At 63.2% G+C, this 25,856-nt stretch carries 26 protein-coding genes; 14 read left to right on the forward strand and 12 right to left on the reverse strand.

The genetic code is table 11. The features are described 5' to 3' along the window. Positions 1-104 precede the first annotated feature (104 nt). Positions 105-1,658, reverse strand: a complete 1,554-nt coding sequence (locus CK228_RS03840; protein ID WP_179295802.1) for a heme peroxidase family protein — start codon at positions 1,656-1,658, stop codon at positions 105-107. A gap of 455 nt (positions 1,659-2,113) precedes the next feature. On the opposite strand from CK228_RS03840, the gene CK228_RS03845 reads away from it, so the two are divergent. Beyond that, a complete protein-coding gene (locus CK228_RS03845) occupies positions 2,114-3,472 on the forward strand; it encodes a YcaO-like family protein (protein WP_245437963.1) in 1,359 nt (452 codons plus the stop codon). Positions 3,473-3,495: 23 nt separating this feature from the next. Next, positions 3,496-5,562: a BTAD domain-containing putative transcriptional regulator gene (locus CK228_RS03850; RefSeq protein WP_095786963.1), complete on the forward strand. Its 2,067-nt coding sequence runs from the start codon at positions 3,496-3,498 to the stop codon at positions 5,560-5,562. On the opposite strand, the gene CK228_RS03855 is transcribed toward CK228_RS03850, so the two are convergent. Both CK228_RS03855 and CK228_RS03860 read right to left on the reverse strand, forming a co-directional pair. Continuing rightward, on the reverse strand, positions 5,524-5,925 hold the full coding sequence (locus CK228_RS03855; protein ID WP_095772636.1) for a hypothetical protein: 402 nt from the start codon (positions 5,923-5,925) through the stop codon (positions 5,524-5,526). The genes CK228_RS03850 and CK228_RS03855 overlap by 39 nt on opposite strands. 2 nt (positions 5,926-5,927) lie before the next feature. Next, positions 5,928-7,667 carry a peroxidase family protein gene (locus tag CK228_RS03860; RefSeq protein WP_095786964.1) on the reverse strand — a complete coding sequence of 580 codons (1,740 nt, stop codon included), beginning with the start codon at positions 7,665-7,667 and terminating at the stop codon, positions 5,928-5,930. 258 nt (positions 7,668-7,925) lie between these two features. Between CK228_RS03860 and CK228_RS03865 the strand changes: the two genes are divergently transcribed. Beyond that, positions 7,926-8,309: a VOC family protein gene (locus CK228_RS03865; protein WP_095786965.1), complete on the forward strand. Its 384-nt coding sequence runs from the start codon at positions 7,926-7,928 to the stop codon at positions 8,307-8,309. A 53-nt stretch (positions 8,310-8,362) separates the two neighbouring features. Next, positions 8,363-8,950: a GNAT family N-acetyltransferase gene (locus CK228_RS03870; protein ID WP_245437964.1), complete on the forward strand. Its 588-nt coding sequence runs from the start codon at positions 8,363-8,365 to the stop codon at positions 8,948-8,950. 18 nt (positions 8,951-8,968) lie between these two features. Here CK228_RS03870 and CK228_RS03875 read toward each other — a convergent pair whose 3' ends face one another. Then, positions 8,969-10,009, reverse strand: coding sequence for an aminopeptidase (locus CK228_RS03875; RefSeq protein WP_095786966.1), 1,041 nt, complete (start codon positions 10,007-10,009; stop codon positions 8,969-8,971). A 322-nt stretch (positions 10,010-10,331) separates the two neighbouring features. Here CK228_RS03875 and CK228_RS03880 point away from each other — a divergent pair, with 322 nt between their 5' ends. The 4 genes from CK228_RS03880 (at position 10,332) to CK228_RS03895 (ending at position 12,431) form a co-directional block, all read left to right on the forward strand. Continuing rightward, positions 10,332-10,961, forward strand: coding sequence for a rod-binding protein (locus tag CK228_RS03880; protein ID WP_179295803.1), 630 nt, complete (start codon positions 10,332-10,334; stop codon positions 10,959-10,961). Between the two features lie 13 nt (positions 10,962-10,974). Then, positions 10,975-11,400, forward strand: coding sequence for a hypothetical protein (locus CK228_RS03885; protein WP_095786967.1), 426 nt, complete (start codon positions 10,975-10,977; stop codon positions 11,398-11,400). 27 nt (positions 11,401-11,427) lie between these two features. Then, positions 11,428-11,964 carry a hypothetical protein gene (locus tag CK228_RS03890; protein ID WP_095772630.1) on the forward strand — a complete coding sequence of 179 codons (537 nt, stop codon included), beginning with the start codon at positions 11,428-11,430 and terminating at the stop codon, positions 11,962-11,964. Between the two features lie 182 nt (positions 11,965-12,146). After that, positions 12,147-12,431 carry an SCP2 sterol-binding domain-containing protein gene (locus CK228_RS03895; protein ID WP_019861010.1) on the forward strand — a complete coding sequence of 95 codons (285 nt, stop codon included), beginning with the start codon at positions 12,147-12,149 and terminating at the stop codon, positions 12,429-12,431. An 87-nt stretch (positions 12,432-12,518) separates the two neighbouring features. Here the strand turns inward: CK228_RS03895 and CK228_RS03900 are convergent, their stop codons facing one another. Together CK228_RS03900 and odc2 are read right to left on the reverse strand one after the other, a co-directional pair. Beyond that, positions 12,519-13,088 carry an N-acetyltransferase gene (locus tag CK228_RS03900; RefSeq protein WP_095786968.1) on the reverse strand — a complete coding sequence of 190 codons (570 nt, stop codon included), beginning with the start codon at positions 13,086-13,088 and terminating at the stop codon, positions 12,519-12,521. A 151-nt stretch (positions 13,089-13,239) separates the two neighbouring features. Continuing rightward, positions 13,240-14,373, reverse strand: coding sequence for an ornithine/lysine decarboxylase (odc2, locus tag CK228_RS03905; RefSeq protein ID WP_095786969.1), 1,134 nt, complete (start codon positions 14,371-14,373; stop codon positions 13,240-13,242). Between the two features lie 541 nt (positions 14,374-14,914). Here odc2 and CK228_RS03910 point away from each other — a divergent pair. The 4 genes from CK228_RS03910 (at position 14,915) to CK228_RS03925 (ending at position 19,121) form a co-directional block, all read left to right on the forward strand. Next, on the forward strand, positions 14,915-16,111 hold the full coding sequence (locus CK228_RS03910; protein ID WP_095786970.1) for an amidase: 1,197 nt from the start codon (positions 14,915-14,917) through the stop codon (positions 16,109-16,111). A 3-nt stretch (positions 16,112-16,114) separates the two neighbouring features. Next, the gene (locus CK228_RS03915) at positions 16,115-17,014 is read left to right on the forward strand and encodes a LysR family transcriptional regulator (protein ID WP_095772626.1); all 900 of its coding nucleotides are present in this window, start codon (positions 16,115-16,117) and stop codon (positions 17,012-17,014) included. Positions 17,015-17,214: 200 nt separating this feature from the next. Beyond that, positions 17,215-17,883 carry a DUF1007 family protein gene (locus CK228_RS03920; protein WP_095772625.1) on the forward strand — a complete coding sequence of 223 codons (669 nt, stop codon included), beginning with the start codon at positions 17,215-17,217 and terminating at the stop codon, positions 17,881-17,883. Continuing rightward, positions 17,880-19,121 carry a nickel/cobalt transporter gene (locus tag CK228_RS03925; RefSeq protein WP_095786971.1) on the forward strand — a complete coding sequence of 414 codons (1,242 nt, stop codon included), beginning with the start codon at positions 17,880-17,882 and terminating at the stop codon, positions 19,119-19,121. Before CK228_RS03920 ends, CK228_RS03925 begins: the two co-directional genes overlap by 4 nt. Before the next feature lie 42 nt (positions 19,122-19,163). On the opposite strand, the gene denD is transcribed toward CK228_RS03925, so the two are convergent. From denD to CK228_RS03945, 4 genes are all read right to left on the reverse strand, one after another. After that, the gene (denD, locus tag CK228_RS03930) at positions 19,164-20,141 is read right to left on the reverse strand and encodes a D-erythronate dehydrogenase (RefSeq protein ID WP_095786972.1); all 978 of its coding nucleotides are present in this window, start codon (positions 20,139-20,141) and stop codon (positions 19,164-19,166) included. 12 nt (positions 20,142-20,153) lie between these two features. Next, entirely contained in the window at positions 20,154-20,366 is a 213-nt protein-coding gene (locus CK228_RS03935; protein ID WP_095786973.1) for a hypothetical protein, read from the reverse strand. An 82-nt stretch (positions 20,367-20,448) separates the two neighbouring features. Beyond that, entirely contained in the window at positions 20,449-21,426 is a 978-nt protein-coding gene (locus CK228_RS03940; RefSeq protein WP_095786974.1) for a cation diffusion facilitator family transporter, read from the reverse strand. Positions 21,427-21,458: 32 nt separating this feature from the next. Further along, a complete protein-coding gene (locus tag CK228_RS03945; RefSeq protein ID WP_095786975.1) occupies positions 21,459-22,145 on the reverse strand; it encodes a GNAT family protein in 687 nt (228 codons plus the stop codon). Positions 22,146-22,228: 83 nt separating this feature from the next. Between CK228_RS03945 and CK228_RS03950 the strand changes: the two genes are divergently transcribed. Both CK228_RS03950 and CK228_RS03955 read left to right on the forward strand, forming a co-directional pair. Further along, positions 22,229-23,413, forward strand: coding sequence for a pyridoxal phosphate-dependent aminotransferase (locus CK228_RS03950; protein ID WP_095786976.1), 1,185 nt, complete (start codon positions 22,229-22,231; stop codon positions 23,411-23,413). Positions 23,414-23,565: 152 nt separating this feature from the next. Continuing rightward, complete coding sequence (locus tag CK228_RS03955) at positions 23,566-23,940, forward strand: YciI family protein (RefSeq protein WP_095786977.1); 375 nt, start codon at positions 23,566-23,568, stop codon at positions 23,938-23,940. 33 nt (positions 23,941-23,973) lie between these two features. Here the strand turns inward: CK228_RS03955 and CK228_RS03960 are convergent, their stop codons facing one another. Next, complete coding sequence (locus CK228_RS03960; protein ID WP_010911332.1) at positions 23,974-24,729, reverse strand: SDR family oxidoreductase; 756 nt, start codon at positions 24,727-24,729, stop codon at positions 23,974-23,976. 299 nt (positions 24,730-25,028) lie between these two features. Beyond that, the gene (locus CK228_RS03965) at positions 25,029-25,769 is read right to left on the reverse strand and encodes a tellurite resistance TerB family protein (RefSeq protein ID WP_095786978.1); all 741 of its coding nucleotides are present in this window, start codon (positions 25,767-25,769) and stop codon (positions 25,029-25,031) included. Positions 25,770-25,856: the final 87 nt, after the last annotated feature.

Below are 25,856 nucleotides of genomic sequence, written 5' to 3' on the forward strand. Positions count from 1 at the left end.
ACATCTCAAGAATCTCCGCCCTGCTTCGCCCCCGCCGAATTGTCGAAGATTGTCACGACATATCCGGTCGTCCCCTGACTTCACCCGCTGCCAAGGACTGGTTGTCACCGGTAGTGAAGCGGCGGCCCCATGCCGAGCCCGTAGGAGACCAGGTCCTTCAGTCTGAAGCCTGCCCCGCTCACAGGCTTCCACAAAGGATCGAGCGACAGGTAAGACCTGCCGTCGCCAAACAGCAATCCGAGGAAGACCTCCGCCACAATCCGGCCGCCCACCGGTCCAAGCTGCGGCGTGGAACGTGTGCCGCCGCCTGTAATCGGGATAGCCATGTTGGTCTTGTGTGTTGCCGCTTCGGCAAGGACATAGGTCCAAAGTGGGCAGTTGTCGGCGAAGGCCTTGCCGTCGCCACCCTTGGCTGTGACGGCATCGATGATCGGGCCTACGACATCACCATCCTCGGGAGCGTCCACAGCCTTGCCGATTATGATGTCCGCATCGGCCAGGGGCTCGATGGCCATGGCACGTGCGACGCTCTGGCCGGACGGCAGGCCGAGGAGCCAGCCCCGCAAGAGATTGCGCTCGCCGAGGGAGGCCGGCGGGTCACCCGCCACAGCTTTCGGCAGATCGTGCAGGAAACCGACGAGGGATGTGTCGATCCTGTAGGCAAATTGCAGCCGACGCACGTTGGCAGGATCTCCAGTCTCGGGATCCGATCCCCCTGCGCGCTTGTCAATGTCGATAAATCGACCCCAGTCCAGGGCGCGACCCGGCTTCATCGTCTGGAAGCCGGTAAGCGCCTCCTCATGCGGCTTGCCGGCGCGTGGGAAGATCGGCAGCAGCTTGTCGTCGTTCAGCCGATAACCGGGCCTTACCATCGAATGGCCAAGCCTGTAGGCGGCGACCGAAAACTCGACTGGCATGAACGGCAGGTTGCGCCAGTGATAGTACCGCAATCGCTTTTGATCGAAGCGGCCGTCCGTCTTGAGTGCGTCAAGGATCGGTTGCGAAACGATCCTGGCGAGGAAGTCATTCACGACAACATACTGGTAGTGGAAGCGGACGAGCTGCTGGACCGCTTCAAAATCCACGCCCGGATTGTCATCGACCATCCGGTTGTGCACGTTGAGCATCAGCCCTTGCAGTTGCGAAACCAGACTGTTTTCATCGTTGCGGGGGTCGCCGATGATTGCGCGTCCGGCGAAGCGCGGCAGATCGTGTCCGGGCTGGCCACCGGCTCCTGTCATTGCATCGCCGTGGCGGAAGCGGCCTTCTTTCGTATACATGTAAGGCTGGTCGGCGGGACCCCGGCCATAGACATTATCCAGATTAAAGCTCGGCGTGCGGAAATCCACCAGCCCATCGGGATCCAGCGATTTACGCAAGGTGCTGACGGGATCGAAGGTGATGTCGTGATCAACGAACTGGCCAAAATAGGTATAGAGGGCAGGAATCCCGCTTTCCTCGGCGTCGAGCCCATCTTTCGGCTCGTCAATATCAGCAGACATGGCGGCGCCGAGCGCCTTGAGGTTGCGACGGTTGTCATCGTCGTTTGCCCCGAACGTTGCGGGTGCCAGATTTCGGAACATGCGGCCGAAGCGGCCTTCGAACAACGGCGATCGTGTCGCATCAATGCCACGGGGCGGGGTGCCATGCGCTGCCATTTTTGATCTCCTGTCTTGTCGAATTTCTGATCCGAGGATGGCCTTGTGTCGACGAAGCCGCTTCGCCCTTCCGAGTGGGCCGCGAGGCACAGGCCGGCCCCATCCGGTCATGGCCCCGCGGCGCCGCTCCCGGGAGGAAACCCGGAATGGGCCTTGTGTCGAAGAAGCCGCTTCGCCCTTCCCAGTGGGCCGCGAGGCACAGACCGGCCCCATCCGGTCATGGCCCCGCGGCGCCGCTCCCGGGAGGAAATGAATTGGCGCCGATTTTCCATCGTCTCGTCCGGTGCGGGTCGTTCAGCTCCGGGGCAGTCGAGATGACGTCTCGGAAACAACCATTAGACCAGCTAGCGTGAAATCAGCGTGAGATGACCGCCATCTTCGGCGCTCGCGTTTTTCAGAGATCGCTTTGCCTTGCCTGCGACGCTTGTTGACCCGATCAAAATCGTGAGGCGAAAGTGGCAGCCAGGAGTGAGAAGGCTTTCTTCAACAGCGAGGATGGTGAATTGACCGCCGCGAATGCGTTTGAACTGGCAGCGCGATTTTGTTCAAAGCCGCAAGATTTGGCACCTGACCAGGCTGCAATGGCACGCGGGTTGCTCACCTCACTTGGGTACTTTGGCTCCCGCGACACAGATCCCGACCCGGTAGTGGTCAACAACCGACAAGGACTACTGTTGGCCGCAGCGAATTTTGGCAATCTGTTCCGCTTGCACGCCCGCCACGCACCGGGGCTGCACTTTTTTGGTGCGCAGGTACATCGCAGTTGGAGAGATTCGGCCTCACCCACTTCGGCGAGCTTCAGCGGTGTCGGCCTCACCCCGGGGCGCGCATTCGAGGCCTGCATCGGCGAGGGCATCGAATATCATAGCGAATGGCAAGTGCCGCACGGGACGACGCACGGCACGCCAGTAGATGGTGTAAGTCATTGGCAGGACATTCGGCTGGCTGAACACCTCGACGATTTCCAGGTGCAATCCGGTTTCGGTGAAAGTGACCGATGGGTGCCCGTGCGCCGGCTGGACGACGGTCGGCAGGGCTATCTGCCCGAGACACTTTTCATTCGCGGCGCAAACCGAAGCGCCTGGGTAACCAGTTGCGGATGCGCCGCAGGGATAACCCACGAGGCTGCCCTGACCTCGGCGCTGCTGGAAGCAATCGAGCGCGATGCGGTTGCCGCCTGGTGGCGCAGCAGGCGCGGCGGCCGGTTGATCGGACTGGAAGCGCTTGCTGGCGCGGGCGTGCTCGATCTGCTTGCGCGGATAAGGCAGGAGAAGCTCGGCAGATGCACCCAGTTTCTCGACATATCGGGTGAGTTTCCCGCGCCTGTAATCGCGGCGCTATCCTTCGACGCGGATGGTCGCGGCCTGGCAGTCGGGCTGGCTTGCAGGCTGGACGCGGGCAACGCCCTGAGGGCGGCGCTGCTGGAAATGTGCCAGATGGAACTGGCTCTCGATCTGGCGGCAATGAAACGCGCAGAACAGGGGGTTGAGAGGCTCGACGAGGTCGACCGCCTGCAGGCGGCGCGCGCCGAGACCCCTGGCGCAATCGACACGGGCCTCGTCTCACACCTGTCCAGTGGCGTGCTGATGCACAAAAATGATGAAAGGGACTTGAATTTCGTATCCTTGGTTGGCGAAATGCTTAAGAAGCAATACCGCATATACGCAGCGGATCTGACCACGCCGATGTTTGACATTCCCGTCGCCAAAGTCTTCGTCCCAGGGCTACAGCCATTTCCGTCGCCGTTCCAGTCGCGTCGGCTTCGTTCCCTCATTGACCAGGCCGGCCCGAGCGGCCGCGCCGATCTTATGTAGACGGAGGCAGTTGCGGGACAACGATGATCGGGCACAACTCCCCAACGAGGACTGCGCCGCTGATCAGTGTCACGACGCTTGACAAGGTAGCGCTGAGCCAATTTGGGCGAGACGTCGCCGTGAGAAACCGCAAATCGCGTGCCGTCCTTGCCTATCTTGCACTGAGCCCTCATGGCTTTGAAACCCGCGAGCGCATCTGCGGCTTGCTCTGGAGTGAATCGGACGAAGCACGAGCGAGGGCCTCGCTTAGGCAAACCGTAGTCGATCTCAAGACCTGCCTGGCTGAAGTCGAAGGGGTCTTCCTCGGAGACCGGCTCAACGTGACGCTGAAGCAGTCGCTCGTCACAGTGGATGTGAGTGAGATCAGGCACGAGCTGAAAGCTGGAAGGATTCCGCCCGTCCTTCTGGAGAGGCAACGTGTCGCAGAAAGCTTTCTCAATGGCCTGGACGACATCGACCCCTCGTTTCGCAACTGGGTCCTCGTCCAGCGGCAATGCCTTCAGGACGAATTTATCTCATGTCTGGAAGCGATGGCCAAGGCCGCGGCAGACTGGCCAGCGCTAAAGCGAGCCGGACAAGCCCTGCTCAATCTCGATCCGACCAACGAGATCGGCTGCCGAGCAGTCATGGAAGCGTCGGCTCGGATGGGCGACCAAGCAACGGCCTTGAGGGCCTATAAGGGGCTTTGGGACCTGCTTGAAACAGAGTTCGACAGCGAACCTTCAGCCGCCACGCAGGCTCTGGTCAGTGACATCAAGCTCGGTACGATCGGGGCCACGGACAGGGGGGCGGTAACCGCGATTGCCGCCGAGGCATTCGGGTCCCAGGCGCAACGGCTGCAAGAGCCCGCCGCCGGCGTGCTGCTGTTCGTGCGGGAGTTCGAATTGGTGAGCGGTTCCGTCCGCGCGCGGAACGCGGTGCAAATCTTCCGCAGTGAACTGGTCGCGTCGCTGGTGCGGTTCCGCGACTGGGCGGTAATGGAATGGGAAGGGCATCCTCCCCGCTTCACCGAGAATGCCTATTGCATCGAGGCCACCGGATTTATCGACGGGCCGGCATTGCGTCTCAGCATGACGCTTAAGCAGCTTGCATCGGGGCGCTACATCTGGAGCGAGCAGTTTGTCATCGAAAACAGCCAGTGGTACCAGACCCAGCAGAGGCTCATCCGCCGCATCGCTGTCGCGCTGGGTGTCAGCATGTCGTCCGAACGGCTGGTTCAGATCGCCAGCATCCCGGACCTGTCGCTGGAGCAGTTCGACCGCTGGCTGAGGGCGCAGGAACTGATCTTTCAGTGGCGCCCGGAGTCAGAGGAGAGGGCCGAGGCTCTGTTCAGATCAATCATCGCGGAGTCACCGCGGTTCGCTGCCGCCTACGCCGGGTTGGCCGGCATCATCAATTCACGGCATCTGATCTTTCCCGGCATCGGCCGGCGACGCGAACGCCACGCAGAAGCGCTGACGTTTGCCAAGCAGGCGACCCAGATCGATCCGATCGATTCGCGAAGCCAACTGCATCTGGCGTGGTCCTACGCCATGAACGGCATTCCGCAGCAGGCGGCCATCAGCTTCCTTCTGGCCTGCGAACTCAATGGCAACGATCCCTGGACCTTGGTCTCCGCTTCTCTCGGGCTTGCCTATTGCGACGATCGCGAGAACGCGCGGCGTATCGCCACTCTGGCGTTGCAGACCGGACTCGGCGTTTCACGCCTGCAATGGAGCTATCAGGCGGGCGTGCGGTTCCTGCTGGGCGACTATGCCGGTTGCGTCGAGGCGGCCGAGCGCGCCGCCGATAGTGTGTCGTACATCGGCGGCTGGAAGGCTGCGGCGCTCGCCTTGCTCGGCAATGAGCAAGCCGCGCATGAAGAGGCCGACCGATTTTTAGCGCAGCTGAAGACGACGTGGTTTGGAGATGAGTCACCGGAGCCGGGCAACGTCGGCACATGGCTCATGGACAGCTTTCCGATCTACAGTCCAGACGCCCTCGAGGCGCTGCGCCGAGGGCTAGCCGGGGCCGGCATTGTCGTCAGCCAGATACCTTTACCAGAGCCCGTTCTATCGGCAGCCCCGAATGGTGTAGTCCGCGATGCGTGAGTAGAAGAAACTGTCGCGGTTGAACGGCACCGTTTCGAGAATCGCATCGAAATAGAATTCCGGAATACCATAGTCGGCCATGCCGCCTTGTTCGGTCTGGAGCTTCTTTTGCGATTGCGTCACTTGATTGTTGGGCGGTAACCGCAGGAAGAAGACGTGGTCGTATCCCTGAACGATCTGGATTTCCTTATAGCGGTCCGGCACGACGACGAGTCCATCGAGTTGGGCCTTGAACTCGGCCAAGTCGCGCGGACGCGTGCTGGGATCCTGTGCCCATTGCACCACCTTGCGGCCGGTCGCCTCGAAGTTAAGGGTTCGGATCGGTTCGGGAAAGGCGTCCAAATTGTCGACGGGGTCAGCCATGTTCAAGCTCCAGGAGTTGTAGGCGGGGTGATAAACCGGGGCCAGGCATCGCCCAGATTGAGCGCGCTGGCGACGAAAAGGATCAGGTCGGCCATTGTTCGCGGGATGCCGGTGGGAAACAGCCTGGCGACGAGGTCCTGCGTAATTGGGTCGTCTTCGATCATGGCGCGCGAGGCCGCGAATCTTGCCATGAAGACATCCCCTACAATCACCGATCCGATGGTACCGAAACACAGCCCGTCCTGTTCGATCGCGGCCTCCAACAACAGCCAGAACAGCAAAGGCGGATTTTCTGCCAGCTCAGTCGCCTCGGCCGCGGTGAAGGCAACGGTCGATCCTTGAAGCCAGGATCGAATAGCCTGGTGCCGTTTCCCGGCATCGCCGAGTAACGGCGCGGTCGCGAGAGCGGCCTGAGGCAATTGTTCGATCAAGGCATCGAGCCTGAGCAGGCCACCAATGGTTCCTCGGACCAGATCGCTGAACAAAAGTCCCGACGCATTCGGATCGGGTAGTGCAGCTCTGTCTGCTTCGCTCAACAGCCCCGCTGTGGCGGGGTCAAGTGGCTTTGAATCGGGGCCGACGCACAGGATCGGCATGCTGTAGGCACTCAGCAGCACTTCGTTGACCGTTGGTCCGATACGCCGACTGAACTGCGGCGTCGAGCCGGCGATCTGGAAGAAATGCGACCAATCGGCGATCCAGTGTTCGGAGACAGGGAATCTATGCGGGCGTGACGAGGAGCGGTTGAGCAACACGTTCTCCAGCCCTTCGCCTTCCGGATGCTGGTCATTGAAGACATAGGAAAGCCTGACCATGGAATGGCCCAAGCGGTATGCCGCGTGGGAAAACTCAATCGGGATGCCTTGCGGCATGTCGACCAGTGGTCTGAACCCGTTCGCGTTGTAGAGGTCCCATATCGGCTTGGCGATGAGGCGCGGCAGCAAATCATTTTGCAGCACATTCCGGTAAATCGCCGTCGTGACGCGGCGTGTCCGGTCGAAAAGATACGCGCCTGCCGGCAGTTCGACGTCCTTTTTGGGTATTCCGCTGCTGCTCAGCGCACCGGCCACGGCATTGTGCAGGTGCAGGAAAAGCGCCGTCATTTGCGCAATGTTGGCGTTGTCGTCGCTACGCTGGTCTGCGACCAGGACATCCGTCCGACCCCTTTCGACTCCATCGCTCAGATCGGCCTGTTGAAAGCGTGGCAAGTCGCGTATGGCAAAGGGACAGGCGCCCGCGGGAATCGCCATGGCGTTCGGTGACGGCGGTGCCATCGGCCCGGTACGCATGAGCGACCTGACCACTTCACCAGGCTTGGCCACGACATACAAACCAGGGTTCGAGAACGGTCCTCCGCCGTAAAGCACGTCGAGCAGGAGTGCCTCCTCGCGTTCGTTGCGACGCTCTGCCTCGTGGGCCGCCAACAAGGGACTGAGCGAGGAATTGCGGATAATGTCGTGTGCGGCGAACTGGGCAAGATAGGTGTATCCTGCCGGAATCCGCTCGTTGGTTTTGTTGCCACCTCCGGCGGATGCCATACTCATCCTGCGCAGCAGCTTGGCAAACAGGCACTGAGTGGCCCAAGGCGTCTCCAGGCCATGATAGAGCTTGGCTTCGTCCGCGCCGGCAGCATTGCCGAAGTTGCGAAACTGCACCTGACGCGGATCGACAGCGCCGGCGATGCCTTGAACACCGCCCGACACGGCCAGCCCGGCGGTAGTCGTGCCGCGATGAGCGTTCATTCCGGTTCTCCCCGTCCCTTGGACCGTATTCCATACGTGTCGTGAAACCAGCGTGAAATGCTACTAATTTCGCGGCGCGCGAGGAAAGTTGACGGCCCAAGATCTGCCGGTCGGCAATGCGCCGCATGGTCGCCGTCCGCCGATCCCCGCCAAGCCTGGAAGCTGCCGTACTGTATCTTTGAACGGCGACATAAACAAAGTGCTTCGTGCCCGCTGGTGACCTTGGCCTCGATTCCAAGCTTCGCTAGAGTTCACGACATGCTGAACGCCATTCACCACGTCGCGCTCATCTGCACCGACTACGACCGGTCGCGACGGTTCTACGTCGAACTCCTCGGCCTCGATCTGATCCGGGAGGTCTATCGGGAGGAGCGACAGTCATGGAAGGCCGATCTGCGGATCGGGTCCGTCCAGCTGGAATTGTTCTCCTTCCCCGCCCCAGTGACGAGGCCGTCCTATCCAGAGGCGACGGGCCTGAGGCATCTGGCATTTGCCGTGGCCAATCTCGATCCCGTAATCATGCGCCTGGAAGCCGCCGGCGTCGCCGTTGAGCCAATCCGCATCGACCCATATACAGATCAACGGTTTACCTTCTTCAGCGACCCGGATGGATTGCCGCTGGAACTCTGCGAAGTCCCATAAGGAACGGGACGCTTTCGCCACCATGCCGGTCGCGGCCTGCCCGCGCCGTTGCATTGGCGCCGCCTCGGGTCGAAAATGCCCCCATGGAAGCAGTCCGATTTCCCAAACTCATGACACCAAGGCTCGTGCTTCGGGCGCCCAGCGAAAGGGATGTCCCGGCATGGTTTGCGCGCGCGACGGATGTCGAATCCGCCTCCCTCGCCGGTGATCCCATTCCCGGCGACATAAGCGCGGGCGAGCGATGGTTGGCCCGCTCGCGTCAGCGGTTCGCCGACGGCAAGGCGATCCAGTGGTCGATGGACCAGACGGGAGTATCGGACGCGATCGGGACGATAACCCTGACCTTCGGCGCAACCGATGCCAAGGCAGCCGCATTGGGATTTGTGCTGGCACGCGCGCATTGGGGGCACGGGCTGGGCAGCGAGGCGGCGCGCGAAGTCCTGCGCTACGCCTTTGAAACCCTGGCGCTTGAACAGGTGACGGCCGAGGCGGCGGCGCGCAATTTCGCGTCGCTGCGGATATTGGCGAAGCTCGGCTTCAGGCATATCGAGAGCTTCATCGATGAGTCCGATGGCGAGCGCTGCGAGCGTTTCGCACTCGACGCGGATATCGGATCGCCACTGTCGACGAGCGACCGCTAGGTCCCGTGCTTGCTCGATTCAATTGCAGGTATTCGCGGCCTTAAGCGCTTCGGCACGGGAGGGTTCGTGCAAATCCGCGATCCGGCGGACAGCAGCGTAGAACCTTGGATAGTCGCCGGAACACAAATCGAACAGATGAAGGAACGCCGGAACCTGTTCACCGTAGACGGCAGTCGCGGCGAGCTTTGCATTGTTGATCGGGGCATCGAACCAGGCATCGTATCCCCGGTATCCGGCCCAGCTTTTGTCGCGCATCTGTCGGTAGCGCATCCGCAGCCTGTCGATCGTGGCTGCCTTGGCAGCCGCCATCTGCTCAGGGGCGCGGGGACTTCCATAGACCTGCCGCAACTCATCCCGCGTTTTCGCGATCAGTCCGAGAAAATCCGCCTGGCGCTTGCGGTTCGTTTCGTAGCGGCGCAACCCGGCGCGATCGCCGGCAGCTCGGAGCCATCTCCTCACACCGCTGGTTTCGACGGAGACCGCGAAAGCCTCGTTGAACGCGGAGTCGTTGTTCACATAGATTTTCTGATGCGCCAGCTCATGAAAGACAAGGCTGGCGATATAGGTGTCGTCCTGACGCAGCATGGTGCTGAGCAGCGGGTCGCTGAACCAGCCCAGCGTGGAGTAGGCGGTGACGCCTGACACATAAACGTCCAGTCCTTGCCGCTGCAGTTCGGCGGCGCTTTCAGCTGCTGATTTCCGGGAAAAGTAACCCCGGTACGGAACGCAGCCGAAGACCGGAAAGCACCATGTTATCGGCGTAAGCGAGAATCGCGGCGCGGCAAAAACGGCAAGGGTCACATCGGCCCGGCCGATGTCGACATAGCTGCGATAGCTGCTGTTGTCGGGCAGCGCCAGTTCTTCCGTGGCAAAGCGGCGTATGGCGCTGGCCGACGTCAATTTGGCGCGCAATGCCTCGGGCGTCGAGGGATCACGGATGAGCCTTCCGACATTTTTCCGCGCGGCCATGATCTGCACGTGGCCCTCCACCGACTGCGCGTAGTAGGAAATGCTGGTGCACCCGGCCAGGCCGGACGCCACAATCACAGCGGCAAGCATTCGAAGAACGCGCTTCACTGTTTGCCCACCGCTTGCCCATCTCCCATGCAGCAAATGTCTCGATCCCGTTCTCAAACAGGCGCACCAATTCCCGTCAAGATGTACAGGGGCAGCGGGCCGGACTTTCGACGTTGGCAGGATTGGCGATGCGGCCATTCGCCTACGGCGTGCCGTGTCCCCCTGGCTGTCGTCAGCTTGCGGGCTGCCGCGGTCATTCGAGAACGGCGGCGGATGCCCTCTCCCGGCCCGAAGCCGACACCTCGTCTCCACCCCACATTCCGCCCCCTCCCCTCGCGCAAGCCTGCCACAAGCTTGTTGAGGCATGGTCTGGCCAAGGAAAACCGGTAAAAGGCGGACTTTCTTGGCGATTTCTCCACCCAGCGACATCGTTATGGATGTCGCCCGAGCTGCCGATCCGATGGATATCGAGGCTGCCCGTGCCGCGCTGACCAGGCGCGCGGGTGGCGCGGCCGGTGCCTTTTCGGTCGACACCTCCGGTTCGCTGGATACCGCGGCGTCGGTCGACGCCGGCTCGATTCTGTCGCGCGCCACGGCTGACAAGGCGGCGGCGACAGCCGATCCGGCCAAGAAATTCAAGAAGTTCGAGGCGATGGTCTTGCAGACCTTCATTCAGAACATGCTGCCCAAGGACACGGAGGGCGTCTATGGCACGGGTCTGGCCGGCGACATGTGGAAGTCGCAGCTCGCCGAGCGCGTTGCCGACGTGATGGCCGAGCGCGGCGGCATCGGCATCGCCAAGTCGCTGCTTGCCGACCACTATATGGACGGCAAGCGCAAGGTGCCGATCGGCCCGGTTTCAAACGGACCGGAAAAGACCGAGATCGATCAGCAGACCCGTCTGTCCAGCTCGCTCGTCCAGGAATTGCAGCGCAAGGCCGCCAGGTCGATGACCGGCGACGAGACAACCATAAAAACAGACATCAAGATCTAGACTGGGAAACACCATGGCCGATTCTTCCGAATTCACTGCCAACCTGCCGGCGCGCACGACCGCGTCGGAGGCTCCGATCCCGTTCGCGCGGCCCGGAAACCTTGCCGCCATCATTGGCCGCATCGAGGAGGTGGTCGAGGAAGAGACCGCCGGCATCCGCAGCGATACCGGCTATGATCTCAAGGCGTCGAACGCCCGCAAGAGCCGCTATCTCTACGAGCTGACCCGCGCCATGAAGGGCGGCAGCGAAGCTGAGTTCCTCGAACAGCACCGCGAGGGCCTGACCCGGCTGCGCCAGAAACTGGCGAAGAACGAGGCGGCGATCCTGGCGCATCTGAGCGCCGTCAATGAGGTCGCCGGCCTGCTGCGCAGCGCCATCCAGCGCGCCGAAACCGACGGCACCTACTCCGCCGGCGAGTTCGGCCGGATGAAAGGTTAGCGCGATGATCTCGGGCTCGGGCTCTGAATGATCAAGATCATCGCCATCGCGGTCTGGGTCTGCGCCGCCACGCTCGGCGCCGTCTTCTATTCGTTCCAGGCAGCCGGTGAACGCGGTGTCGGCGAGAAACCCAAGCCGATGCTGGGCGGGCTGGACTACGTCAAGACCGACGTCATTTCGGTGCCGCTGATCCGCGATTCCAAGATCGGCGGCTATTTCCTGGCCAAGCTCGTCTATACCGTCGAACCGGAGCAGATAAAGAAACTGTCGATTCCGGCCGAAGCGCTCATTACCGACCAGGTCTACAGCTACCTCTACGCCAATCCCCAGATCGACTTCACCAAGAAGGCGACGATCGACCTCGATGCCTTTCGCGCCGCCATTCGCGACACCGTCAATGCCCGCGTCGGCGCGAACCTGGTGCATGAGGTTCTGATCGATCAGGTCAATTTCCTGAGCAAGGACGAGATCCGCGACAACTGGCTACGCCGTCGGCAGGATTCCGACACCGCGGCTGCCGGGACCGTCAAGCCGGCCGAAGCGGACGCGCCGCCAGCCCACTGACCACCGGTGCCCCGACAGGCTACCTGGTGCAGCGATAGGAACCAGCCTCCAGGATTTGCGTTGACGTAAACGTCAACCAGAAGCTATATGCGGCAGCGACCGTGATCGCCAGAGATGCCGCATGGACTTCGGCCAGACCGAAATGCCCTGCGCGACAGGTGCAACCAGACAGGGAGAACAGCGTGAGCGTTCAGGAGATTGCCGAGAAGATCAAGTCGCGCGTGGCCAGCAGCGGGTTTGATCGTTCCGTGAAGTTCGACACCGGCGGCGACGGCGTCATCGTCATCGACGGCGCAACCGTCTCGAACACCGATGCCCCCACCGACTGCACCATCAAGCTCTCGCTCGACGATCTCGATTCACTGATCGCCGGCGACCTGAACCCGACCATGGCGTTCATGACCGGCAAGATCAAAGTCGAAGGCGATATGACGGTGGCCATGGCGCTCAGCCAGTTGATTGGCTGAACACACACGATTACCCGATCGTCAATGGATCGTAAAACGCCGCCGCTTCAGGCGGCGTTTTGTTTGAGGAATAGCGTGGTCGATTCCTCAGGCGGCCAGTGTCGGCGCCTGGGCCTTCAACTTGCGGCCGCAGGCCTTCAGCGTGCCGTGCACGCCGTCGAGCGCACCGTCCACCAGTTCCAGCGCCAGCAGGCGATGCCGCTCATAGGGGCCTGGCATCGCCAGCCGGCCCGTCTTGTCGGCCGAGAAACCGAAGCGTCCGTAATAGGGCGCATCGCCGACCAGCAGGATCGCCGCGTGACCGAGACGCGCCGCCTCGGCCACGGCGTGGCGCATCAGCGCCGAGCCGATGCCGGCATTCTTGAGTGACGGATCGACGGCGAGCGGGCCAAGCAGCAATGCCGGCGGGCCGCCCTCGCCCAACCTGACATCCCACAGCCGCACAGTGCCGGCGACGCCGCCCGACGCGTCGCGCGCGACGAAAGCCAGGCCTTCCGAGGGCCGGCGGCCACGCCGCAGCTTCTCCGACGATTTTTTCCGCCGCATCGGCCCCATGGCACGATCGAGCAAGGCTTCGCGTGCCGCTACGTCGGCGACGGTTTCGGCGACCATGGAGAAGGCCGGCGCATGAGCTACGATTTCAACTGACATTTCCATTTCCGCAATCCCTGGCAAGCGGAGATCTGTTCCACAAGCGAGCCCGGGCGGGCGGCAAGCGCCCACCTGGGATGATCTGATCGGCTCTCGCGCATTTTCAGGCGAAGTGGTATCCGGTTCGCCGTCCGAAAATGCGCCAAATAAAGAACCGTCAGATCACGTAGGATCGGAGAGGCTCGAAGCCGTTGAAGGCGACCGCCGAGTAGGTGGTCGTGTAGGCACCGGTGCCTTCGATCAGCACCTCGTCGCCGATCGTCAGCGACAGGGGCAGTGGGTACGGCGTCTTCTCGTACATCACGTCGGCCGAATCGCAGGTCGGGCCGGCGAGCACGCAAGGCGCGGTCTCCGAGCCGTCATGGCGGGTGACGAGGGGATAGCGGATCGCCTCGTCCATGGTCTCGGCCAGACCGCCGAACTTGCCGATGTCGAGGAACACCCAGCGCACATTGTCATTGTCGGCCTTCTTCGAGATCAGCACGACTTCCGACTTGATGACGCCGGCATTGCCGACCATGCCACGGCCCGGCTCGATGATGGTTTCGGGAATGGCATTGCCGAAATGCTTGCGCAGCGCCGAGAAGATCGCCTGGCCATAGGCCTGGGCCGCCGGCACGTCACGCAAATAGCGCGTCGGGAAACCGCCGCCCATGTTGACCATCTTCAAGACGATGCCTTCCTCGGCCAGCGTCGCGAACACCTTCTTGGCGTCGGCCAGCGCACGGTCCCAGGCGGTCAGGTCGGTCTGCTGCGAGCCGACGTGGAACGACACGCCATAGGCGTCGAGGCCGAGCGCCTTGGCATGGCGCAGCACGTCGACGGCCATGGCGGGCACGCAGCCGAACTTGCGCGACAGCGGCCACTCGGCGCCTTCGCCGTCGGTCAGCACGCGGCAAAACACGCGCGCGCCGGGAGCGACGCGGGCGATCTTCTCGACCTCCTCGACGCAGTCGACCGCGAACAGCCGGATGCCGAGCTGGTAGGCGCGTGCGATGTCACGCTCCTTCTTGATGGTGTTGCCGAAGGAGATGCGGTCCGCGGGCGCACCCGCGTCCATCGCCATCTCGACTTCGGCAACGGAAGCGGTGTCGAAGGACGAGCCCATCGCAGCAAGGAGGCGCAGGATTTCCGGCGCCGGGTTTGCTTTCACCGCATAGTAGATCTTGGAATCGGGCAGCGCCTTCTCGAAGGCGCGGAAATTGTCGCGCACGACATCGAGGTCGACGACGAGGCAAGGGCCGGACGGACGTCGGGTGGCGAGGAAATCGAGGATGCGCTGGGTAGCCATCGGGTTCTCCAAACACGCCTTTCGGCGCGCACAAGGGTGCGGACGCGGGCTGTCGGCCTCGCGAACACGCGGTGGACAAAGGCGGGACGGAAAATCCATGGAACCAGCCGGTGGAGACCCCGGAACCATGAAACGCCGTCTCGCGGCGATGAACCTCGGCCTTGCCCGGCTTCGGTCCGCTTTGTCTGCCTTGGCTTGGATTGGGAGAACCCCGTTCCGCACTGCAGGCAATGAAGGTGTGCCTCTTCAGTAACCCCGGTCTTTGGACAACCGGCAGAGAACCAGAAAGGCCCGCACCGTCGTTGCTTCAAGGTGTCCTCGGTCTGGCGGTTGGCCGCTAAACCGACTGGAGGGGTTGGCTCCAGTTACCTTACCGATTTCCCTCACCATTCGAGGATCGGCGGACACCCACAGGCACGTGCGACTTTGGGCAAGCGCGATATAGGGGCGAAGGATTTCACAATCAATAAAAATCGTATCGCAGGTTGTAAAATTTCCGGCATCGAACAATGTAGGTGCAACCGTATCCGGATATCGAACGATGACAGGCACGCACGGCCCCTACAACGCCTTCCTCGATCTTCGCCAGATACCGGTGGCCCATGCCAACCTCGGCCCGCTCGCCGGCCTGCGGCTGGCTGTCAAGGACATCTACGACGTCGCCGGCTACCGTACCGGCTGCGGCAATTCCAGGAAATTCGCCGAAAGCAATGCCGCCTCGAGCACGGCGCCGGCCGTGCAGATGATTCTGGATGCTGGCGCGCGCTTCGTCGGCAAGACGCAGACCGACGAACTGGCTTTCGCGCTGTTCGGCCAGAACGCGCATTTTCCCTTTCCGGTGAACCCGGCGGCGCCCGACCGCGTCACCGGCGGCTCGTCGTCCGGATCGGCAGCGGCTGTGGCTGGCGGGCTGGCCGACATCGCCACCGGCTCCGACACCGGCGGCTCGATCCGCGCGCCGGCGAGTTTTTGCGGCCTGATCGGGTTGCGCACCACGCATGGCCGCATCGCGCTCGATGGCGCCATGAAGCTGGCGCCAAGCTTCGACACGTTCGGCTGGTTCGCCGACGACATCGAGACCTACGAGACCGTCGGCAAGCTGCTGCTTGGCCGCGACCCGCACCAGCATTCGCTGGACCGCCCGATATCGCTCACCTGGCTGGACGAGATGGTCGCTGGCCCCGCCCTTGCCGAATATGCCAGGATGAAGGCACTGGCGGGTGCGGTTTTCGGTACGCCGGCGACCTCCACCACGCGCTTCAGCTCTTCCCCTGATGAACTCTACTGGTGCTTTCGTCGGCTGCAGGCCAGGGAAGCGTGGGGGGTGCATGGCGAATGGATCACCAGCGGCGAACGCGACCTTGGTCCCGGCGTCGAGGAGCGTTTCGGCTTCGGCCGCGCCGTCGATGACCGCACGGCGCAGGCCGAAAACGTGCGCCGGCTGACCTTCCGCGGTGAACTCAGCGCCCTGCTCGGCAAGGACGGCTTCCTTGTGCTGCCGACCGTGCCGGGTCCGGCGCCCTATGTCGACTCGACGCCGGAGCAGTTCCAGGCCTATCGCGAGCGCGCCCTGCATCTTCTGTGCCTCGCCGGGCTTTCCGGCTTTCCACAGATCACCTTGCCCATCGGTTCGGTCGCCGGCGCACCGTTCGGCCTTTCGCTGCTTGGCCCTTCCGGCAGCGACATTGCCCTGATACGGCTCGGCCGAAAACTTCTCGACGCAGCACAAAAGGCCTGAACCATGGACACACTGACCCGCATGCGCGCCTTCATCGACGTCGTCGAGGCCGAGGGCTTTTCGGCGGCGGCGCGCAAGATCGGCCGCTCCAAGGCGCTGCTGTCGAAATATGTGCGCGAGCTGGAAGACGAACTCGGCGCGCTGCTGCTGAACCGCACGACGCGCCAGTTCTCGATGACCGAGGCCGGCCATACCTATTACCGGCGCGCCTCGGAGATCGTGCGCGAGGTCGACAGCCTGGCGGACGCCGTGCGCGAATCTTCCGGCGACGTGCGCGGCAGGATCAAGGTGTCGGCACCGCGCACCTTTGCCGACGCGCCGATCGGCCAATCGCTGATCGACTTCGCCAAGCAGCACCCCGACATCGTGCTCGACATTCAGCTCGACGACCGCTTCGTCGACCTCGTCGAGGAAGGTTTCGATCTCGCCGTGCGCATCTCACGCCTGGAGAATTCGTCGCTTATCGCGAGACGCCTGGCGCCGTTTTCGATAAAACTCTGCGCTTCTCCCGAACTGATCGCCAAGCATGGCATGCCGACGCGGCCGCAGGATCTCGGCCACATGCCCTGCATCGTCGACACCAATGGCCGCGGGCTGAACAACTGGCCGTTCAAGGGCGACAACAACGATCAGCTGAGCGTCGCCGTGTCAGGTCCGATCGAGGTCAACAGCCCGATGGCGGCGCGCGCCGCCGCCGTGTCGGGACTCGGATTTTGCGTCCTGCCGGATTTCATCGCCGGGCCCGATCTTGCCAGCGGCCGGCTGGTGACAGTGCTCGACGACCGCATCCTGTCCGGCGGCGGCATCTTCGCCGTCTACCCGCACCGCCGCTATCTGCCGGCCAAGGTCCGTGTTTTCGTCGACTTCCTGGTGCAGTGGTTCAAGACGCGTGAGGTCGCTTGACCTGTCCAGGGCTTCTGTTGCGTGCGTGTCGTAGTTCCAAAGCCGCCACGCACTTTTGGCTGACACGCTTTGGGTTTGTGCGTGTCATAAATCCCAAAACCGCCACGCACTTTTGGGTGACACGCACCGGCGGTCCCACTTTCGCCCCCTTTCTGGTAACTTTCGGTTCCTCTCCAAGGCCAAGGGAATCGCGACCGGGAATGCAGCTCAAACGGCACGCAATCATACTGGGTTCGGCCCTGGCGGCGACCTTTGCCGCGACGGAGCCGGCTTACGTGCATCCGCACGTCTTCGCCGAGGCACGCCTGGACGTCATCTTGTCCCCGGATCACCAAAGTGTGAAAGCGCTGCGTCATCTCTGGCGCTTCGACGACCTGTTTTCGAGTACCGTGATGATGGAGTTCGACAAGAATTCCGACCTGAAGCTTGACGACAAGGAGCTGAAGGAGGTCGCCGACACCGTTCATGCCTCGCTCGCCGAGTTCAACTATTTCCAGCTCGTCACGCAGGACGGCAAGGACGTGGCGATGACGCCACCGCCGCATCTGATGGCCAATTTCGACAACGACCAGTTGATCATCCTGTTCGAGTCCGAGCCGAAGGCGCCGATCAAGCTGACCGGCAAAATCGATATCGGCGTCTACGACCCGACCTTCTACACGGCGATCGACTTCACCGAGGATTCCAACATCACGGTCGAAGGCCTGCCGCCGAACTGCACCAGCAAGGTCGTGCGGCCGGATCCGGACGAAGCGATCAAGGAAAACCAGAAGACCCTGACGGATGCCTTCTTCAACGATCCGACAGGCACCGACATGAGTAAGATCTTCGCCACCAAGCTCGAACTGACCTGTCAGCCAGAAGGATGAAGCCAGTGACGAAACCGTCCCTGCGTTTGGCATTCGGCCTGTTGGCCCTCACCTTTGCCGCGATGCATTTCGCCAACGCCGCGCATGCCCAGTCCTCGCTCGGCATCGGCGTCAATGACGGCATGGCCCCCACCACCGGTCCGTTCGCCCACATACTGATGTGGATCAACCTGCGGCAACAGGAATTCTACCGCGCGCTGGCAACGGCCATGAAGGCGATGCGCCAGGACAACAGCAAGCTCTGGCTGCTCGTCGGCCTGTCCTTCGCCTATGGCATTTTCCATGCCGCCGGCCCCGGCCACGGCAAGGCGGTGATCTCGTCCTACATGGTGGCCAATGAAGTGGCGCTGCGGCGCGGCATCCTGTTGTCCTTCGTCTCGGCGCTGCTCCAGGGCCTGACGGCGGTCGCCGTGATGGCGGTCGCCTATTTCGTCCTGCGCGGCACCACGATCTCGATGACCGACGCGGCCTGGTTCATGGAGATCATGAGCTTTGTCTTCGTCACCCTGTTCGGCGCCTGGCTGCTGTGGCGCAAGCTCGGCCCGTCCATCCTGCGCCTGTTCGGCAGGGCGCCCGCCTACAGCCTGTCGGCGGCGCACGCCGGCCATTCGCATGCGGGTCATGCGCACAATGGGCATTCTCACGCGGGTCATTCCCACGCCGGCCATTCGCATGCCGCGCACAGCCATTCGGCGCACGGCCATTCACACGCGCTTCATGGGCAAGGCGACCACGACCATGACCATTCGCACGACCATCACGACCACGCCGCGCATGACCACCATCACGACCATGGCGCGCACGACCATGCGCATCATCATGACCATGCGCATCACGATCACGCCGCGGGCGAGGTCTGCGAAACCTGCGGCCACTCGCATGCGCCCGATCCGGCGCTGCTTTCGGGCGACCGTTTCGACTGGCGCACCGCCTGGTCGGCGGTAGCGGCCGTCGGCATCCGCCCCTGCTCCGGCGCGCTGATCGTGCTGAGCTTCGCGCTGCTCAACGGGCTCTGGCTCGGCGGCCTGCTGTCGGTGCTGGCGATGTCGATCGGAACCGCCATCACCGTCTCGGCACTGGCGACGATCGCGGTGACCGCCAAGAACTGGGCGGTGTATTTCGCCGGCGACGGCCGCATGGGCAACCGCATCCATTCGATCGTCGAGATCGGCGGCGCTGCCTTCGTGTTCCTGTTCGGATTGCTGCTGCTGTCGGCCAGCCTGACGGGCAGCGTTTAGGTCTGTCCTATCCCATTGAAATGGGATGGGGCCGGCAAACTCCTAACCAGGAATCTTGCCGCCCAACTCATCCTCGATATGGGCTTGGATGATCTCGTCAAAACTCTTCTCGGCGCTGAAGCCGAGTTCCCGTGACCGCCGCGCCTCGAAGCGGGTCGGCCAGCCCTTGACGATCGCCCAGATCGTCTCGTCGGGTACCTCGCGGATCAGGCCTGCCGTCTTCGGCCCGGCGATGCGCTCCAGCGCCTCGATCTGCTCGCCGACGGTGACGGCGACGCCCGGCATCGTCAGGTTGCGGCGCGGCCCCACAGTGGCGCCGTCGATCTCGGCTGCATGGATCAGGAAATTCACCGCCGAGCGCGGGCTGGCATGGGTGTGCACGACCGAGCGTGGCACCGGCAGGATCGCCTCATGTCCGCTCAAGGGCTCGCGGATGATGCCGGAGAAGAAACCGGAGGCCGCCTTGTTCGGCTTGCCGGGCCGCACGCAGATGGTGGGCAGGCGGATGCCGATGCCGTCGAAGAAGCCGCGCCTGGTATAGTCGGCGAGCAATGCCTCGCTCATCTGCTTCTGCGTGCCGTAGGAGGTCAGCGGCGTCGGATGGAAGTCATCGGGAATGACATCCGGGAACGGCGCGCCGAAGACGGCGATCGACGAGGTGAAGACGACGCGCGGCGCAAAACCCGCCAGCCGGATGGCGTCGAACAGCGCCCGCGTGCCGTCGAGATTGACGCGGTAGCCAAGTTCGAAATTCGCTTCCGCCTCGCCCGACACGATGCCGGCGAGATGAAAGACGACATCGGGGCGCGACGCGACCAGGCTTTCGGCGGCGCCCGCCTCCGCGAGGTCGCCGGTGTGGGTGCCGATGCTGACGCCCTCCATGGCCGGGGCCTGCGGCGGCACGATGTCGTGCAGATCGAGCGCGGTGATCTTCTCGGCTCGCAGCGTGCCCTCCTTGGCCAACCGGGCGATGAGTTTGCGGCCGACCATGCCCGCGGCGCCGGTGATCAGAATGCGCATGTCAAAATTCCCTTACTTGCCCTGATTTTTGCGCTGGCTGCGCGCGCGCAGCCAGAACACGAGGAAAAACGCCAGCACGAAGACAATGCCGAATATGCCGGCGAGCACGGTCGAAAGGCTGCCCAGTGCCAGCATCACGGTCGGCAGGTAGAACGCCGCGATACCGAAAAGGAGCATGATCCACAGCGCGGCGATGGCGGCACTCCTGGTGTCGCGATCCATCATGCCGCACCGGGACAGCAAGCATTCGTAGGACTGGCTTTCAAAGCTGTGGAACTCCTGAGGCAGGGCCGGTTTCCGACCGGACCTAGTGATGGTGGCTGTGATGCGCGGTCGCATCATGCTCATGCTCATGATCGTGGTCGTGGTCGTCGGCCTCGTCGGCGCATTGGCCGAATTCCGGTTCCACGGTGGCATGGCTGATGCCGTGCTCGCTGGCAAGCCGCTTCTTGAGGGCGCTGACCGCCTTGTGCGCATCGACGCCCTCATCGAGGCAAGCGTGCAGCGTCGCCATGTTGCTCGATCCATCGATCGACCAGACATGCATGTGGTGCACTTCGCGCACGCCCTGGATCGTGGTTTCCAGGTCCCTTGCGATAAGATCGCGGTCGAGGGTTGGCGGCACGCCTTCGAGCAGCACGTGGGCGGCGGCGCGCATCAGCGACCAGGCCGTCGACAGGATCAGCAGCGAGACCAGCACGGACAGGATCGGGTCGATCGGCGTCCAGCCGGTCGCCAGGATAACCAGCGCCGCCACGATTGCCGCCGCCGAACCGAGCAGGTCGCCCAGCACATGCAGGATGGCGCCGCGCATGTTGAGACTTTCGTGGTCGCCGCCATGCAGCACCAGGAAGGAGCCGATATTGACCAGCAGGCCGAGGATCGCCACCACCAGCATCGGGCCGCCCAGCACCGGCGCCGGTGTGAGCAGGCGCTGCCAGGCCTCGTAGACGATCCACAGCGCGATGACGAAGATGGCGATGCCGTTGGTGTAGGCGACCAGCGTCTTGACCCGGCCGAAGCCATAGGTGAGGCGGACGGTCGCCGGCCGCCCGGCAAGATGGAAAGCATACCAGGCAAGGCCGAGCGCGATGGCGTCGGCCAGCATGTGGCCGGCATCCGCCAGCAGCGCCAGCGAACCGGTGAAGAGACCGCCAAGCGCCTCGGCCACCATGAAGCCCGCCGTCAGGCAGGCGGCGATCAGCACACGCTTCTTGTCGGTCGTGCCATGCACATGGACGGCGGCGCCACGATCATGGCCGCTATGGTCGTGGGAATTCGCCAATGGCAGCTCCTGTCATGCGCCCCAAGCCGGACTTAAGCGCCGAATTCCGCGCGACAATTCTCAAGCCGTCGCTTCTGCTGGCCGGCGCCGTCGAAATTGGCCGGGTCGAGCCACGCTACATAGGCTTTGCGCAGGGCCGGCCATTCCTTGTCGATAATCGAATACCATGCAGTATCGCGGTTTTCACCCTTGACGATGAGATGCTGGCGGAAAATGCCTTCGAACTTGAAGCCGAACCGTTCCGCGGCCCGCTTCGAGGGTTCGTTGCGGTTGTTGCACTTCCATTCGTAGCGGCGATAGCCGAGTTCGTCGAAGATGTATTTCATGAACAGGAACTGCGCTTCCGTCGCGCCCGGCTTGCGCGAGATCAGCGGCCCCCAATAGATGTTGCCGATCTCGATGACGCCGTAAGCCGGATCGATGCGCATCAATGTCTGGCGGCCCGCGACCTTGCCGCTGGCCTTGTCGATGACGGCGAAGAACAGCGGGTCTTCGCTCGCCTCGACCTTGTCCAGCCAGGGTTGGAAGGCGGGGCGGGTTTCCGGCGGATAGTCGGGCAGCCAGGCGAAGCGGCCGTCGACATCGGACACGGAAGATGCCTCATAGAGCCCGTCACCGTGCTTTGCGGCGCTCAGCGGTTCGAGCCTGACATAGCGGCCGTCGATCGCCTTGCGCTCGGGTCGCGGACGCGGTTGCCAATCTTTGAGATTTTCCGACACCGAAGACTCCAATCCGTTTGACTTTTGCGGGCCGAAGCTCACAAAAACGCAACCCCACAGTAAGAACCACACGGACGGGAAAAATGCTCCACACGATTTCGGCCTTCGACCGTCTCGGCGAGGAAAATGCCTTCGCGGTGCTGGCGCGGGCGACCGCATTGGCCCAACAGGGCCGCGACATCGTCAATCTCGGCATCGGCCAGCCCGACTTCAAGACGCCGCAGCACATCGTCGAGGCCGCGATCAAGGCGCTGCGCGACGGCCACCACGGCTACACGCCCGCCAACGGGCTTCTGGCGACGCGCGAGGCGGTGGTGCGGCGCACGCTGACCACCACCGGCGTCGAGGTCTCGCCCGAGACGGTGATGATCCTGCCCGGCGGCAAGCCGACCATGTTCGCCGCCATCCTGATGTTCGGCGAACCCGGCGTCGAGATCCTCTATCCCGACCCCGGCTTTCCCATCTACCGCTCGATGATCGAATTCACCGGTGCCGCACCCGTTCCCGTGCCGATGCGCGAGGAAAACGGCTTTGCCTTTTCGGCCGAGGAAACGCTGGCACTGATCACCTCCAAGACGAGGCTCTTGATCCTCAACTCGCCGGCCAACCCGACCGGCGGCGTCACGCCGCGCGCCGAGATCGAGAAGCTGGTCAAGGGGCTGGAGAAGCACCCCGATGTCGCCATCCTCTCAGACGAGATCTACGACGTCATGACCTATGACGGCGAGACGCATTGCTCGCTGCTCGGCTTCCCCGAGATCCGCGACCGGCTGATCGTGCTCAATGGCTGGTCCAAGACCTGGGCAATGACCGGCTGGCGCATGGGCTGGTCGATCTGGCCGAATGGCGACAAGGGCGCCCATCTCTACGACAAGGTGCGCAAGCTGGCGGTCAATTGCTGGTCCTGCGTCAACGCGCCGAGCCAGTTCGCCGGCATCGCGGCCATCGACGGCCCGCAGGATGACGTCGACAAAATGATGCTCGCCTTCGACCGCCGCCGGAAGGTCGTGGTCGAGGGGCTGAACGCCTTGCCCAACATTTCCTGTATCACGCCAAAGGGCGCGTTCTACGCCTTCCCCAATGTCTCGAAGACCGGCTGGAAGGCAAAGAAGCTCGCCTCCGCGCTGCTCGACGACGCCGGCGTGGCGCTGATCGGCGGGCCCGATTTCGGCATTCTCGGCGAAGGCTATGTCAGGCTCTCCTACGCCAACTCCGAGGAAAACATCTTGCGCGCGCTGGAAAGGATCGGGGCGTTCCTGGCCAAGTAAGCTTCGAGGAAGGCCGGAGCCCTTTCCCGGGCGGTTTGCGGTCGGCCGGCATGTCGGTGTCATGATCCGTCGGCAGACTCGCGGCCAAGACTGTGCGTGCATGTCGGGAACGGTTACCGTCCAACGATCAGGATCGGAGTGAGGTTCCTCGGATGTTCTATGCAATCCTTGCCTATCACGTGGAAGATGCGATCAAGGCGCTGACGCCGCAGGAAGATGCGGCACTGATGGCCGAGCTGCTGAAGATCAACGCAAGGCTTCGTGAGGAAGGCACACTTGGACCGTCGGCGCGTCTGGGGGCGACGCAGGATGCCTTCACCCTGCGCGGCCAAGGCGACGGCGTGGTCATCGACGGCCCTTTCGCCGAGACCAAGGAACAATTGCTTGGCCTCTATGTCGTCGACTGCGCCACGCGGGACGAGGCCATCGCGATCGCCCGCGACCTTCGCCGTGTCAATCCGACCGCCGTTTACGAGATCAGGCCCATTCTGCTTTTCAAGCCCGGCGCACCGCTGGCGGGCAAATGAGTCGGCGGCGGAGGCCCTGCCAGCGTCCGCTGCTCACCCACGCCCGACGAACGGCATCTTGGTTGCCATCACGGTCATGAACAGCACGTTCGCCTCGAGCGGCAGGCTGGCCATGTGGACGACGGCATCGGCGACGTGCTGGACATCCATCACCGCTTCAGCGGCGATCGAGCCATTGGCCTGCGGCACGCCGACGGTCATCGGCTGCGCCATGTCGGTCAGCGCATTGCCGATGTCGATCTGGCCGCAGGCGATGTCGTAGGGACGGCCGTCGAGCGCCAGCGTCTTGGTCAGCCCGGTGATGGCATGCTTGGTCGCCGTATAGGGCACCGAGCCCGGGCGCGGCGCATAGGCCGACACCGAACCATTGTTGATGATGCGCCCGCCCATCGGCCGCTGCTTGCGCATAGCACCGAAGGCGGCGCGGGCGCACAGGAACGAACCGGTGAGATTGACGCCGACAATATCGTTCCACACTTCGACCGGGATCTCGTCGATCGGCGTCGACTTGTAACCCATGCCGGCATTGTTGAAGAGCAGGTCGACGCGGCCAAAGGCTTCCGCCACCGTCTCGAACAGATCGTCGACCTCGCCGGCCTTGCTGATGTCGCAGGCGACCGCCAGTGCCTTGGCCTCGGTCCGGCCGGCCTCGACGATCGCGGCATCCAGCACCGCCTTGCGGCGGCCACAGAACACCGTGTTCCAGCCGGCCTTGAGCAGCGCCGTGGCGACGCTCTTGCCGATGCCCGTGCCGGCGCCGGTAACGATGGCGGTTCTTTCTTCGGTCATGGCTGATGTCCTCCGGCAGCGCCGAGCGTGCCCGACTGATTTTCAGGATTTGGCTCAGCAGAAGGCATCGCAAATGACGGCAGCGATGGCAAGCGGACCGCACGAACATGCCTTGAAAAATGCCGCTCGTTTTGCGGAGCAGGCCCCGGCGTGGGCCGACAAAAAGGGCGGTCATTGGCGACCGCCCTGATCTGAACCGGGCTTGGGAGGAGGAAAAGCCGATCCGACTGTGTAGAATCATGCGCTTCCTGAGTTAACGAAAGGTTAACGCCGGAAAGACGGCCTGTCCCGATCTGACCCTACCAGCGTGGATTGGGCGAAGTCCCGGCCGTTGTTGCGGGAACCTTGACTGCCGAAACCGTCGCCTCGACATGGTCGACCAGCGCGTCCGGCAGGCCGAGCCGACCGGCGAGCAGGTCGAGATAGCCGCGCTCGGCGCGCGTGTCGGGATCGATGGTGAGACGCGATGCCGTGTAGAGTTCGAGCTTCTGCGCGTCAGTCTTGGCCTGCGCCACCAGCGCGTCGAGGTCGAGCGGGCTTTCCAGCTCCGCCATCAGGAATTTCTCGGCATCGGAGCCGATCCCCGAAAGACTGAGCTTGCCGGCGATCTTCTTGCGCTCCTCGTCGTCGACATGACCGTCGGCCTTGGCCGCCGAGATCATCGCCCGCACCAGGGTCAGCGTGAATTCATCCTCGCCCTGCGGCGCCTGTGACGGATGGAAGGCGGTGTCCTTGGGTGGCGGCAGCAATTCCGGTTCGCCGGCGGCGGGCGCCTGCTCCGGCGCGTTGCCGGCCTTGTAGTTCTGGTAGGCCTTGTAGGCGAGGCCGCCGATCGCGGCCAGGCCGCCGAGCTTCACCGCCGCACCTGTCACCTCGCGGCCGGCCCCTGTTCCAAGCAGCACGGCGGCCAGCGCACCCGCTGCCAGCGGGTTGTCCTTGGCCATCTGCACAGCCTGGCCCGCCTTGTCGCGGACGGTGCCGCTGGTGCCGGGAATTTGCGAACCGAGCAGATCGTCGAGAAGCTTCTTGGGATCGAACATTCAGTGCCTCCAGCATGTGCCCGGCCGAACGGGCAGGTTTCGAACGCCGAAGACGTAGGTCCCGAAACCTGACATTGCAATGACAGG

The sequence above is a fragment of the Mesorhizobium sp. WSM4312 genome, from assembly GCF_002294875.1.
GTDB lineage: Bacteria > Pseudomonadota > Alphaproteobacteria > Rhizobiales > Rhizobiaceae > Mesorhizobium.

What these genes read in the sequence shown, in the direction of transcription:
- CK228_RS03950 (WP_095786976.1), top strand. Translation starts at nt 22,229, where the DNA reads ATGCTCCACACGATTTCGGCCTTCGACCGTCTCGGCGAGGAAAATGCC.
- denD (WP_095786972.1), bottom strand. Translation starts at nt 20,141, where the DNA reads ATGCGCATTCTGATCACCGGCGCCGCGGGCATGGTCGGCCGCAAACTC.
- CK228_RS03840 (WP_179295802.1), bottom strand. Translation starts at nt 1,658, where the DNA reads ATGGCAGCGCATGGCACCCCGCCCCGTGGCATTGATGCGACACGATCG.
- CK228_RS03860 (WP_095786964.1), bottom strand. Translation starts at nt 7,667, where the DNA reads ATGAACGCTCATCGCGGCACGACTACCGCCGGGCTGGCCGTGTCGGGC.
- CK228_RS03880 (WP_179295803.1), top strand. Translation starts at nt 10,332, where the DNA reads ATGGTCTGGCCAAGGAAAACCGGTAAAAGGCGGACTTTCTTGGCGATT.
- CK228_RS03900 (WP_095786968.1), bottom strand. Translation starts at nt 13,088, where the DNA reads ATGGAAATGTCAGTTGAAATCGTAGCTCATGCGCCGGCCTTCTCCATG.
- CK228_RS03865 (WP_095786965.1), top strand. Translation starts at nt 7,926, where the DNA reads ATGCTGAACGCCATTCACCACGTCGCGCTCATCTGCACCGACTACGAC.
- CK228_RS03920 (WP_095772625.1), top strand. Translation starts at nt 17,215, where the DNA reads ATGCAGCTCAAACGGCACGCAATCATACTGGGTTCGGCCCTGGCGGCG.
- CK228_RS03885 (WP_095786967.1), top strand. Translation starts at nt 10,975, where the DNA reads ATGGCCGATTCTTCCGAATTCACTGCCAACCTGCCGGCGCGCACGACC.
- CK228_RS03925 (WP_095786971.1), top strand. Translation starts at nt 17,880, where the DNA reads ATGAAGCCAGTGACGAAACCGTCCCTGCGTTTGGCATTCGGCCTGTTG.
- CK228_RS03965 (WP_095786978.1), bottom strand. Translation starts at nt 25,769, where the DNA reads ATGTTCGATCCCAAGAAGCTTCTCGACGATCTGCTCGGTTCGCAAATT.
- CK228_RS03955 (WP_095786977.1), top strand. Translation starts at nt 23,566, where the DNA reads ATGTTCTATGCAATCCTTGCCTATCACGTGGAAGATGCGATCAAGGCG.
- CK228_RS03935 (WP_095786973.1), bottom strand. Translation starts at nt 20,366, where the DNA reads ATGATGGATCGCGACACCAGGAGTGCCGCCATCGCCGCGCTGTGGATC.
- CK228_RS03850 (WP_095786963.1), top strand. Translation starts at nt 3,496, where the DNA reads ATGATCGGGCACAACTCCCCAACGAGGACTGCGCCGCTGATCAGTGTC.
- CK228_RS03960 (WP_010911332.1), bottom strand. Translation starts at nt 24,729, where the DNA reads ATGACCGAAGAAAGAACCGCCATCGTTACCGGCGCCGGCACGGGCATC.
- CK228_RS03915 (WP_095772626.1), top strand. Translation starts at nt 16,115, where the DNA reads ATGGACACACTGACCCGCATGCGCGCCTTCATCGACGTCGTCGAGGCC.
- CK228_RS03910 (WP_095786970.1), top strand. Translation starts at nt 14,915, where the DNA reads ATGACAGGCACGCACGGCCCCTACAACGCCTTCCTCGATCTTCGCCAG.
- CK228_RS03875 (WP_095786966.1), bottom strand. Translation starts at nt 10,009, where the DNA reads ATGCTTGCCGCTGTGATTGTGGCGTCCGGCCTGGCCGGGTGCACCAGC.
- CK228_RS03855 (WP_095772636.1), bottom strand. Translation starts at nt 5,925, where the DNA reads ATGGCTGACCCCGTCGACAATTTGGACGCCTTTCCCGAACCGATCCGA.
- CK228_RS03890 (WP_095772630.1), top strand. Translation starts at nt 11,428, where the DNA reads ATGATCAAGATCATCGCCATCGCGGTCTGGGTCTGCGCCGCCACGCTC.
- odc2 (WP_095786969.1), bottom strand. Translation starts at nt 14,373, where the DNA reads ATGGCTACCCAGCGCATCCTCGATTTCCTCGCCACCCGACGTCCGTCC.